Below are 10,633 nucleotides of genomic sequence, written 5' to 3'. Positions count from 1 at the left end.
GATCGGTATCGGTATCGGGTGAGAACGGGTGGGCGGGCGGTGGGTCAGGAACGTACTTCCAGCAGCGGGACGTGCTGTTCCGCCGGCGTCATCGAGCCGTGGTTGCCGACCATCGCCGACTCCTTCGGCTCCCGCTCGGACGCGATGATCAGTACGTCGTCACGGGCGGCCGCGACCACGTCACCGATGCGCGCGTACACCCGCTCGTCGATGTGCGGGCCGAACCATCCCGCCGCGATCGCCTCGTCGCGCGAGGCCACCCAGAACTGCTCACCGAGCACCTCGCGCCAGCAGGTCAGTACGTCGGACTCGGCGCCCGGGACCGCGTAGACGTGCCGGGCCCTGCCCTCGCCGCCGAGGAGGGCCACTCCCGCGCGCAGCTCCCAGTCCGCGTCGAAGTCGATGCGGTGCTCCTCGTCGAACGGGACGTCGATCATGCCGTGGTCGGCCGTGACGTAGAGGGCCGCACGCGGCGGCAGTTGCTCGGCCAGGCGCTGGACCAGCCGGTCCACGTACATGAGCTGTCCGCGCCAGGCGTCGGAGTCCATGCCGAAGCGATGGCCCTTGCCGTCCACCTCGGCGTAGTACGTGTAGACCAGCGAGCGGTCCCCCGCGGCCAGTTGCTCGGCCGCCTTGTCCATGCGCTCCTCGCCGGTCAGCCGGCCGTGGAACGTCCCGCCGCTGAGGGCGATCTTCGTCAGCGGGGTGTTCTGGAACTGCGGTGCCGACACCTGGGCCGTGTGCACGCCGGCCGCGTCGGCCAGCTGGAACACCGTGGGGTACGGCTGCCACGTGCCCGGCTTGGTCCAGGGGATCCAGCGGAGCTGGTTCATCAGCTCGCCGGTCTCCGGGTTGCGCACGGTGTAGCCGGGCAGTCCATGGGCTCCCGGCGGCAGTCCGGTGCCGATCGAGGCCAGCGAGGTCGCGGTGGTCGCGGGATAGCCCGCCGTGAGGGGCCGGCCGGTGCCGCCGCGCGAGCTGCCCAGCAGGGAACTCATGAACGGGGCCTCGTCCGGGTTCGCCTTCAGCTGCTCCCAGCCGAGGCCGTCGATCAGGAAGACGCAGTTGCGGTCGGCCGGGCTCAGTTCGCCGAGCGAGGCGGTCAGGTCCGGTACGTCCATGCCCGCGGCCAGCGTGGGCAGCAGGTCGGCGAGCGAACCGCTGCCGTACTCGGGCACGGGCGCGGAGGCGACGGTGAGTGGTTCCGGGTGGTCCCAGACGTGCTGGGACATCAGCGGGGGACGTCCGTGGTCGCCTCGGAGAGCGACTGCGCGAAGGCGAGCGTCTGGCGCACGGCGTCCGGTCCGTCACCGGCCTCGCTGACGCGCAGGCTCAGGTCGTCCGCGGTCGAGCTGCCGGTGTAGCCGTGGTCCGCCTCGCAGTTGGGGTCGCCGCAGGCCGCCGGCTCCAGGTCGATGCGGGCGACCGCGCCCCAGCCGATGGTGAGCACGACCTCGCGCGGCAGCGTCCCCACGACGTACTTCTCCGGGTTCGCCACGACCCGGCTGAGCACGACCGACGAGATCCGGCCGATCTTCACGGACTCGGTGGACGTGGTCGCGTACGGCGTGGGCGAGGTACTGTCCGCGGCCTGTTCGTCCGTGTGGCTCACGATGAAACGGTTACCCGTGAGGACGAGCACCGTGACGTGCCGACGCACCTCGTTGGCGTCGAACGTCGTCTCCTGGTGGACCAGATATGACCGGATGGGCTCGCCTCCCACAGCGGCCTCCACCGCCTCGGCCACGAGGGCCGGGTAGTAGCCGCTGCGCTCGATCGCCGCTCGCAGCCCCTGGGTCGTCGTACTGGTCTTGGCCATGATGTCCATCCTACGGGGGCGCGCTGACTGCGAGGTACCGCTCAGTACACAGGAAGTGTGCGTGGCCCGAGGTCGTCGCGGGCGGGCGGCGGGGCGAGCCGCACGGAGGCGCCGAGCACGCTCAGCCCGTGCGGGGCGACGACTACGGGCTCCAGGGAGACGGAGACGACCTCCGGGTGGTCGTCGACAAGGCGGGACAGGCGCAGCAGCAGTTCCTCCAGTGCCGCGACGTCCGCCGGGGCCGAGCCCCGCCAGCCGAAGAGGAGCGGTGCGGTCCTGATGGATCGGATCAGTGAGGCGGCGTCGCGGTCGGTGACCGGAATCAGCCGGTGCGCGGTGTCCCCGAGCAGCTCCGACGCCGCTCCCGCGAGCCCGAAGGAGAGCACGGCTCCGGCCGCCGGGTCGATGACCGCGCGCACGACCGTGTCGACACCGCGGGGCGCCATCCCCTGCACCACCGGGCGCAGCTCCTCGGGCTTGCCGAAAAGGCTGGTCAACTCCGCGCATGCCCGCCGCAGTTGCTCCTCGTCCGCCAAGTCGAGGCGGACGCCGCCCAGGTCGGCGCGGTGCCGCAGGTGCGGGGCGGTGGTCTTGAGGGCCACGGGGTAGCCGATGCGCTCCGCCGCCGCCACGGCTTCCCCGGGCGTGGGCGCGGGCAGGGCACGGCGGACGTCGATGCCGTAGCGGCCGAGCAGGGCGGCGGTGTCGTCGGGGCCGAGCGTGAGCCCGCCGGCCTCGTCCCCGGAGCCGGTCTCGTCCACGGCGTCGGTCTCGTCCACGGCGTCGCCGTCGTCCACGGCGTCGGCGTCGGCGTCGGCGTCGGACAGGAGGCGGTCGATCTGTTCGGCCGCGCTCTTCTCCTCGATGTCCTCGTACTCGGGCACCCGCCCGGGATCGGCGGCCCCGCGCCGCCACTGGCCGTACTTCACGGCTTCCGCGAGCGCGCGCACGGCCCGCTCGGCGGCGGGGTACGCCGGAATGAGCCGGGACCCCACATCCGTGCTCCCCCTCTCGGTGCTCTCCGCCACGGTGCCCGCCCGCTCGGCGGGGCGGATCGGGTGGGGGGCGCTGTCGACGGCCACGCCCGCGTGGGGATCGGGAACGGCCTGGGGCGCGGTGCCCGCAGCCGCGGACAGCGCTTCCGCGAGCCCTCCCAGCTCCACGTGCACCACGAGAACCGGCTTGGCGGGCGCGGCGGCCGAGGCCGACCGGAGTGCCTCGGCCAGCGCGGCGTCCGCCGCGGACCTCTCCCCCACCGCCGGAATGGCGGTGACCACGACGGCGTCACAGGCGTCGTCGGCCAGCGCGTGCGCCAGTGCGGCGCGGAAGTCCTCGGCCGAGGCGCCGGTCGTCAGGTCGCGGGGCGGCAGCGGCCGCAGATCCTGGGCGAGACAGGCGTCGTACGTCAGCAGCCCGAGCGACTCGGAGTTCCCGAGGATCGCCACCCGCGGGCCGGCGGGCAGGGGCTGGCGGGCCAGCAGCAGCCCCGCGTCGACCAGTTCCGTGATCGTGTCCACCCGGATGACCCCGGCCTGCCGCAGCAGGGCGGACACCGTGGCGTGGGGCAGCCGCGTGGCCCGTACGGCGTGCCCCTGGGGCGCGGCTCCGCCGTGCCGCGCGCCCTGGACGACGACCAGCGGCTTGGCCGCCGCCGTGCGCCGGGCGAGGCGGGTGAACTTCCGCGGGTTCCCGATCGATTCGAGGTACATGAGCGCGACATCGGTGTCCGGGTCGTCGTACCAGTACTGAAGGACGTCGTTGCCGGACACGTCCGCGCGGTTGCCCGAGGAGACGAAGGTCGACACTCCCGTCACACCCGTGACCCCACCGCCGCGCCGGTGCAGCCGGGACAGCAGCGCGATCCCGATGGCACCGGACTGGGCGAACAGGCCGATGCGCCCGGTGCGCGGCATCTCCGGCGCGAGCGAGGCGTTGAGCCGGGTCCGCGGGGAGGTATTGATGACTCCGAAGGCGTTCGGCCCGATGAGGCGCATTCCGTACGTACGCGCCTGGCGCACGAGCTCGCGCTGGCGCTCTCTGCCCTCGGGGCCGCTCTCGGCGTACCCGGCGGAGATCACCACGAGCCCCTGCACCCCGTGCTCACCGCACTCCGCGACGACTTCGGGGACCCGCTCGGCCGGGACGGCGATCACGGCGAGGTCGACGGGCTCGGCGATGTCACGCACGGAGCGATGGGCCGGAACTCCGGCCAGCTCCTTGACCTGGAGCGCCCCGGATTCCTGCGGCGCTCCGTCGTCCTGGAGCGCCTCGTTGTCCTGGAGCCCTCCGTTCACCGCGTACAGGCGGCCGGTGAAGCCCGCGGCGCGCAGGTTCTCCAGAATGCTGCGCCCCACTCCCCCGGGCGTGCGGCCCGCTCCGACGACCGCGACCGAACCGGGCGCCAGGAGCCGTGCCACGGAGCGCCCCTCCGCCCGCTGCTCCCGCGCGCGCTGCACGGCGAGCGAGCGGTCGGTGGGCTCCAGGTCGAACTCCAGGCGTACGACGCCGTCCTCGAAGCTGCGCTTCTGCTGGTACCCCGCGTCCGTGAACACCTTGATCATCTTGTTGTTGGCGGGCAGTACCTCGGCGGCGAACCGGCGGATGTCCCGCTCGCGGGCGACGGCCGCGATGTGTTCGAGCAGCGCGGACGCCACGCCACGGCCCTGATGGGCGTCCTGGACGAGGAAGGCGACCTCCGCCTCGTCCGCGGGGGACGTGGCGGGCAGGCCGTCCGCGTTGATGCGGTCGTACCGTACGGTGGCGATGAATTCGCCGCCGACGGTGGCCGCGAGTCCCACCCGGTCCACGAAGTCGTGGTGCGTGAAGCGATGCACGTCCTTGGCGGACAGGCGTGGGTACGGAGCGAAGAAGCGGTAGTACTTCGACTCGGCGGACACCTGCTCGTAGAAGCTGACGAGGCGGTCGGCGTCGTCGGCCGTGATGGGCCGGACGCGCGCGGTGCCGCCGTCGCGCAGGACGACGTCGGCCTCCCAGTGAGCGGGGTACTCGTGCCGGTCCGACGAGGTCTGCATGGGGCCCAGAGTACGACCCGGGTCCGACAATGACCGGGCCGCTTCCTGCACGGGCGGGCTCGCGTCCCGCAAGGGTGCGGGGCAGTCTTGGGGGACCCGGGCCGCTCCGGGGCGGGCACCGGCCCGGACACGTTTCACCGTATGGAACACTGGTCTAGACAACCTGAAGTCAGTGAGACACCGAGACATCCGAAGGGCAGCATCACATGGCTGAGCGCCGCGTCAACGTCGGCTGGGCGGAGGGCCTTCACGCCCGTCCCGCCTCCATCTTCGTCCGGGCGGCCACGGCCTCCGGGGTCCCCGTGACGATCGCCAAGGCGGACGGCAACCCCGTCAACGCCGCCTCCATGCTCGCGGTCCTCGGCCTGGGCGCCCAGGGCGGCGAGGAGGTCGTGCTGGCCTCCGACGCCGAGGGCGCGGACGCCGCGCTCGACCGTCTGGCGAAGCTGGTCGCCGAGGGCCTCCAGGAACTTCCCGAGACGGTCTGACCTCACGGAACCCGACGGAACCTCACGGATCGCATTCGGCTGAGCCGCGTCCCCACACCCCGGGCGACGCGGCTCCGCCGTCTGCGCGGTCGGGACCGTCGGTACCGTTCGGGTTAATCACTCGGAGCCGGTGCATCGATTTCCGCGCACACCGGAAATCACATGCTCGACAATTCCGGGCACACGGAAAAAGGGGGCACCAGAAATGGGCCCCTGCCGAATAACTCTCTTTGTATACGGCGCTTCTGTTAATGCCGCAGGCCCGCTGTGTTTACGGCATGTTGCGAAGTCCTCACACGCTCCACGCGGTCCCCGCCCGGAAAGCGCAGCCGGTGCGCGGTCGTCGCCCGCTCCGTGTGCAGGGCCGTGATCGTCCGGGCCCGGTCGCTGTCACCGCGGGCGACGGCGTCCACGATGGCCCCGTGCTCGGTCCAGGACTCGGCGGGGTGCGCGGGCGCCTCGACCGAGTACATCCAGGCGATCTTGTGCCGCAGCTGGCCGAGCGTCGAGGTCAGCGCCGGGCTGCCCGAGGCCTGCGTGAGCGTCTCGTGGAACCAGCCGCCGAGGGAGCGCAGATCCTCGCTGTTGCCCCGCCTGGCGCGCTCCTGGCCGAGCCTGACCAGGCCGCGCAGCACCTTCAGATGGGCCTCGGTGCGACGCTGCGCGGCACGGGCGGCGCCCAGCGGTTCCAGCAGCACGCGCATCTCCAGGAGGTCGGCGGCCTCCTGTTCCGTGGGCTCCGCGACGCACGCGCCCGCGTGCCTGCGCGTGACCACGAAGCCCTCCGCCTCCAGGGTGCGCAGCGCCTCGCGCACGGGGACCCGCGAGACGCCGTAGCGGCGCGCGAGCAGTTCTTCGGTGAGCCGGCTGCCGCGTTCGTAGACACCCGCGACGATGTCGTCACGGATCGCCGTGCATACCGAGCGCGCGGGAATACGCATGACCGGACCTCCGCCTTAATCCCCGCGAAACGCGGTCGATTGACGCTTGTTCGGTGACTCTATTGCAGAGAGCGGGAAATTCCGAAGGCAGCCGGGAATCCATGGATATTTTTTGGACACATCACGTCTCTGAACAGGCAGTCGTCCGGTGCGAAAGCGACCGTAAGCGGTCGTACAGGCGCATGGTCGTACGGTCGCACGGGGGACGGCGGAGCGGTCGGGCACGCGAAGGCCCCGGCTCGGTGAGCCGGGGCCTTCGACGGAGGTGCGGTGCCGTGCGGTGTCGCGCCGTGCCGTGCCGTGCGGTCAGACGTTCACGCCGTGCGAGCGGAGGTACGCGACCGGGTCCATGTCGGAGCCGTACTCCGCGGTCGTACGCGCCTCGAAGTGCAGATGCGCCCCGGTGACGTTGCCGGTCGCCCCGGAGAGGGCTATCCGCTGTCCCGGAGTGACCGTCTGGCCGACCGAGACGCCGATGGACGAGAGGTGCCCGTACTGGGTGTACGTGCCGTCGTTCATCTTGATGACGACCTGGTTGCCGTAGGAGCCGCCCCAGCCGGCCTCCACGACGGTGCCGGAGCCCACCGCGTGCACGGCGGTGCCGCTCGCGGCGTGGAAGTCGATGCCGGTGTGGCTGCCGGAGGACCAGATGCCGCCGCCGGCCTGGTAGCCGGTGGAGACGTACGAGCCGGTGATCGGCGCGGTGTACGCGTTGAGGCGCTTGCGCTCGGCCTCGCGGGCGGCACGGGCCTTGGCCTCGCGCTCCTTCTCGGCCCTCGCCTTCGCCTTCGCCGCGGCTTCCTCGGCGCGCACCTTCGCGGCGGCCTCGGCCTTCTCGCGGGCGGCTGCCTGGGCGGCGGCCTGCTGCTGGGCGGCGGCCTGTGCGTCGATCTCCTGGGCGACCGAGTCGCCGAGGGTGACGGCCTGGGTGAGGCCGGTCTGCTCGACCGGGCTCTCCTCGGCCGCGAGGGCCGGGGCTGCCAGGGTGCCTACGACACCGGTGGTGGCGAGTGCGGCGACCCCCACCGTCCTGCGGGTCGTGCGCTTCGTACGGCTGGGAAGACGGTGCTTCCCCGCGGCGCGGGTGAACGCCATGAAGTGGCTGGTCCTTTCCTTCCTTCTCGCCTACCGGGTTAGCTGACGGGTTCGGAGCAGGAAGGTCTCCTACGGACACCCTTCGGGAAGGGCGTCCGATTCACCCCAGGGACTGCGCATGGGTCCCCGGCTCCCCTGGCTCGCGCCGTACGGGGACTCGGCGATGACTGTCCGGTGCCGCGGACGCGGCGCACTGCCTGACGAACAGCCGGACCGACGCTAAGCGCGGCCACTTTCCCCAGACAAACGGATCACGACTTTTGTTGCGCATGCCACAGGGCAGACAAGCAACCTCCATACCAATACGGACAAACCATGGAGGCAGCAGTGCGCGGCAGTACGCGAAGAGGCCCGGGCGACTCATCGGTCACCCGGGCCTCACCCGGCCGCCGGCCTCTGTCCCACCGGCCGCCGGTCTTCCGCTCGTTCCGCTGCCGGTCCCTGCCCAGGTCCTGCTTCGGTCTCTGCTCAGGTCTCTGCTCAGGTCCCTGCTTCGGTCCCTACTCGGGTGCCACGACGCTGACTTCGCCGATTCCGAGGGCCCTGACGGGCTCCTCGATCTGCGCGGCGTCCCCGACGAGGACGGTCACCAGACGGTCCACCGGGAAGGCGTTCACGGCGGCCGCGGTGGCCTCCACGGTGCCGGTCGCGGCGAGTTGCTGGTACAGCGTCGCCTGGAAGTCGTCCGGCAGGTGCTGCTCGACCTGGTCGGCGAGCGTGCCCGCGACGGCGGCCGCGGTCTCGTACTTCAGGGGCGCCACGCCCACCAGGTTCTGCACGGCGACGTCGCGCTCGGCGTCCGTCAGGCCCTCGGCGGCGAGGGTGCGCAGCACCTTCCAGAGGTCGTCGAGCGCCGGGCCGGTGTTCGGGGTGTCCACGGAGCCGCTGATGGCGAGCATCGAGAGGCCCGTCCCGTCCGGAGCGGAACGCAGCACCTGGCCGAACGCCCGCACGCCGTAGGTGTATCCCTTCTCCTCGCGCAGGACGCGGTCCAGACGGGAGGTGAGGGTGCCGCCGAGGCAGTACGTGCCGAGCACCTGGGCCGGCCACACGCGGTCGTGCCGGTCCGCGCCGACGCGGCCGATGAGCAACTGCGTCTGGACGGCCCCGGGACGGTCGACGATGATCACCCGGCCGGTGTCGTCGGCGGTCACCGACGGCACGGGGCGTGCCTCGGCCTGCGATCCGGTCCAGGCGCCGAGCGTGTCCCCGAGCAGCGTGTCGAGGTCGAGATCGATGAGGTCTCCGACGACGACCGCGGTGGCCGTGGCGGGGCGTACGTGCTTCTCGTAGAAGGCGCGTACGGCCGCGGAGTCGATCGCGGTGACCGTCTCCTCGGTGCCCTGGCGCGGGCGCGACATGCGCGAGGTCGCCGGGAAGAGCTGCCGGGACAGCTCCTTGGCGGCCCGGCGGGCCGGGTTGGCACTCTCGTGCGGGATCTCGTCGAGCCGGTTGCGCACCAGCCGCTCGATCTCGCCGTCCTCGAACGCGGGCGCCCTGAGGGCGTCGGCGAGCAGCCCGAGCGCCTTGGGCAGCCGGGAGACGGGGACTTCGAGGCTGAGCCGTACGCCGGGGTGGTCGGCGTAGGAGTCCAGCGTGGCGCCGCAGCGCTCCAGCTCGGCGGCGAACTCCTCGGCGGAGTGCTTGTCGGTGCCCTCCGAGAAGGCCCGCGCCATGATCGTGGCGATACCGTCCAGGCCCTTCGGCTCGGCCTCAAGCGGCGCGGCCAGCAGGACCTCCACGGCGACGATCTGCTGGCCGGGGCGATGGCAGCGCAACAGCGTCAGGCCGTTGCCGAGCGCGCCGCGCTCGGGCGCCGGGAAGGCCCAGGGCCTGGCCTCGCCGGCCTGGGGCTGCGGGTGGAACTCCATCGTGGCGAGCTCGGTCACTTGGCCGCCTCCTCGTCGGTGTCTGCAGCGGCGGTGTCGGTCTCTTCGGGGGCGACCGGCTCGTAGACCAGCACCGCGCGGTTGTCGGGGCGCAGGCGGGCCTTGGCGACCTCCTGCACCTCCGCCGCGGTGATGTCGAGGACACGCTGGACGGCGGTCAGGGCGAGCTGGGGGTCACCGAACAGCACCGCGTACCGGCAGAGTTCGTCGGCGCGGCCCGCGACCGTACCGAGCCGGTCCAGCCACTCGCGCTCCAACTGCGCCTGCGCGCGCTCCATCTCCTCGACCGTGGGGCCCTCCTCGGCGAACCGGGTGAGCTCCTCGTCGACGGCGGCCTCGATCACCGGAACCTCGACGTCGCCCGACGTCTTCACGTCGAGCCACCCCAGGGAGGGTGCTCCGGAGAGGCGCAGCAGGCCGAACCCGGCGGCCACGGCGGTACGGTCCCGGCGTACGAGCCGGTTGTAGAGCCGGGACGACTCGCCGCCACCGAGGACGGTCAGGGCCAGGTCGGCGGCGTCGGCCGCGCGCGTGCCGTCCTCCGGCAGCCGGTAGGCGGCCATCAGCGCGCGGGCCGGGACCTCCTCCTCGACGACCTCGCGCAGCTGCTCACCGATGGTCTCCGGGAGCGAGCCGTCACGCGGGGCGGGCTTGCCGTCGTGGCCCGCGATGGAACCGAAGTACCTCTCGACCCAGGCCAACGTCTGCTCCGGGTCGATGTCGCCGACGATCGACAGCACGGCGTTGTTGGGCGCGTAGTAGGTGCGGAAAAAGGCGCGCGCGTCCTCCAGGGTGGCCGCGTCCAGGTCGGCCATCGACCCGATCGGCGTGTGGTGGTAAGGGTGGCCCTCCGGGTACGCGAGGGCGGTCAGCTTCTCGAAAGCGGTGCCGTAGGGGACGTTGTCGTAGCGCTGCCTGCGCTCGTTCTTGACGACGTCCCGCTGGTTGTCCATCGACTCGTCGTCGAGCGCGGCGAGCAGCGAGCCCATGCGGTCGGCCTCCAGCCAGAGGGCGAGCTCCAGCTGGTGCGTCGGCATGGTCTCGAAGTAGTTGGTCCGCTCGAAACTCGTCGTCCCGTTGAGCGAACCGCCCGCTCCCTGCACCAGCTCGAAGTGGCCGTTGCCCTTCACCTGTCCTGAGCCCTGGAACATCAGGTGCTCGAAGAGGTGGGCGAGCCCGGTGCGGCCCTTGACCTCATGGCGCGAGCCGACGTCGTACCAGAGGCACACCGCCGCGACCGGGGTCAGATGGTCCTCGGAGAGCACCACACGCAGGCCGTTGGCCAGGCGGTGCTCGGTCGCTGTCAGGCCGCCGGAACCGGCCTCGGCTGTGGCCGTGTGACCCATGGGCATGTACGTCCCTTCGATCG

At 72.0% G+C, this 10,633-nt stretch carries 8 protein-coding genes and 1 riboswitch; of the genes, 1 reads left to right on the top strand and 7 read right to left on the bottom strand.

All coding sequences use genetic code 11. The features are described 5' to 3' along the window. Nucleotides 1-44: 44 nt before the first annotated feature. From AOK01_RS22840 to AOK01_RS22830, 3 genes are read right to left on the bottom strand one after another with little or no spacing between them, the layout of a single operon-like run. Complete coding sequence (locus AOK01_RS22840) at nt 45-1,232, bottom strand: alkaline phosphatase family protein (protein ID WP_055514633.1); 1,188 nt, start codon at nt 1,230-1,232, stop codon at nt 45-47. After that, the gene (locus AOK01_RS22835) at nt 1,232-1,819 is read right to left on the bottom strand and encodes a DUF5998 family protein (RefSeq protein WP_055514645.1); all 588 of its coding nucleotides are present in this window, start codon (nt 1,817-1,819) and stop codon (nt 1,232-1,234) included. Before AOK01_RS22835 ends, AOK01_RS22840 begins: the two co-directional genes overlap by 1 nt. Nucleotides 1,820-1,860: 41 nt before the next feature. Further along, a complete protein-coding gene (locus AOK01_RS22830) occupies nt 1,861-4,851 on the bottom strand; it encodes a bifunctional acetate--CoA ligase family protein/GNAT family N-acetyltransferase (protein WP_055514631.1) in 2,991 nt (996 codons plus the stop codon). 206 nt (nt 4,852-5,057) lie between these two features. Between AOK01_RS22830 and AOK01_RS22825 the strand changes: the two genes are divergently transcribed. Beyond that, nucleotides 5,058-5,339, top strand: coding sequence for an HPr family phosphocarrier protein (locus AOK01_RS22825; protein WP_055514629.1), 282 nt, complete (start codon nt 5,058-5,060; stop codon nt 5,337-5,339). A 248-nt stretch (nt 5,340-5,587) separates the two neighbouring features. On the opposite strand, the gene AOK01_RS22820 is transcribed toward AOK01_RS22825, so the two are convergent. The 4 genes from AOK01_RS22820 to AOK01_RS22805 form a co-directional block, all read right to left on the bottom strand. Beyond that, on the bottom strand, nt 5,588-6,280 hold the full coding sequence (locus AOK01_RS22820; RefSeq protein ID WP_055514627.1) for a GntR family transcriptional regulator: 693 nt from the start codon (nt 6,278-6,280) through the stop codon (nt 5,588-5,590). A gap of 306 nt (nt 6,281-6,586) precedes the next feature. Next, on the bottom strand, nt 6,587-7,375 hold the full coding sequence (locus AOK01_RS22815; RefSeq protein WP_055514625.1) for a M23 family metallopeptidase: 789 nt from the start codon (nt 7,373-7,375) through the stop codon (nt 6,587-6,589). Nucleotides 7,376-7,387: 12 nt separating this feature from the next. Further along, nucleotides 7,388-7,548: riboswitch (cyclic di-AMP (ydaO/yuaA leader) on the bottom strand. A 327-nt stretch (nt 7,549-7,875) separates the two neighbouring features. Continuing rightward, nucleotides 7,876-9,264: a M16 family metallopeptidase gene (locus AOK01_RS22810; protein WP_055514622.1), complete on the bottom strand. Its 1,389-nt coding sequence runs from the start codon at nt 9,262-9,264 to the stop codon at nt 7,876-7,878. Continuing rightward, on the bottom strand, nt 9,261-10,616 hold the full coding sequence (locus AOK01_RS22805; protein ID WP_055514620.1) for a M16 family metallopeptidase: 1,356 nt from the start codon (nt 10,614-10,616) through the stop codon (nt 9,261-9,263). The genes AOK01_RS22810 and AOK01_RS22805 overlap by 4 nt, the downstream gene beginning before the upstream one ends. Nucleotides 10,617-10,633: the final 17 nt, after the last annotated feature.

Origin of the sequence: Streptomyces aurantiacus (assembly GCF_001418335.1) — a bacterium.
Lineage (GTDB): Bacteria > Actinomycetota > Actinomycetes > Streptomycetales > Streptomycetaceae > Streptomyces > Streptomyces aurantiacus.
Note: the sequence above shows the minus strand (reverse complement) of the source record. Positions and strands in the feature narration are given on the sequence as shown.

What these genes read in the sequence shown, in the direction of transcription:
- AOK01_RS22840 (WP_055514633.1), bottom strand. Translation starts at nt 1,232, where the DNA reads ATGTCCCAGCACGTCTGGGACCACCCGGAACCACTCACCGTCGCCTCC.
- AOK01_RS22835 (WP_055514645.1), bottom strand. Translation starts at nt 1,819, where the DNA reads ATGGCCAAGACCAGTACGACGACCCAGGGGCTGCGAGCGGCGATCGAG.
- AOK01_RS22830 (WP_055514631.1), bottom strand. Translation starts at nt 4,851, where the DNA reads ATGCAGACCTCGTCGGACCGGCACGAGTACCCCGCTCACTGGGAGGCC.
- AOK01_RS22825 (WP_055514629.1), top strand. Translation starts at nt 5,058, where the DNA reads ATGGCTGAGCGCCGCGTCAACGTCGGCTGGGCGGAGGGCCTTCACGCC.
- AOK01_RS22820 (WP_055514627.1), bottom strand. Translation starts at nt 6,280, where the DNA reads ATGCGTATTCCCGCGCGCTCGGTATGCACGGCGATCCGTGACGACATC.
- AOK01_RS22815 (WP_055514625.1), bottom strand. Translation starts at nt 7,375, where the DNA reads ATGGCGTTCACCCGCGCCGCGGGGAAGCACCGTCTTCCCAGCCGTACG.
- AOK01_RS22805 (WP_055514620.1), bottom strand. Translation starts at nt 10,616, where the DNA reads ATGCCCATGGGTCACACGGCCACAGCCGAGGCCGGTTCCGGCGGCCTG.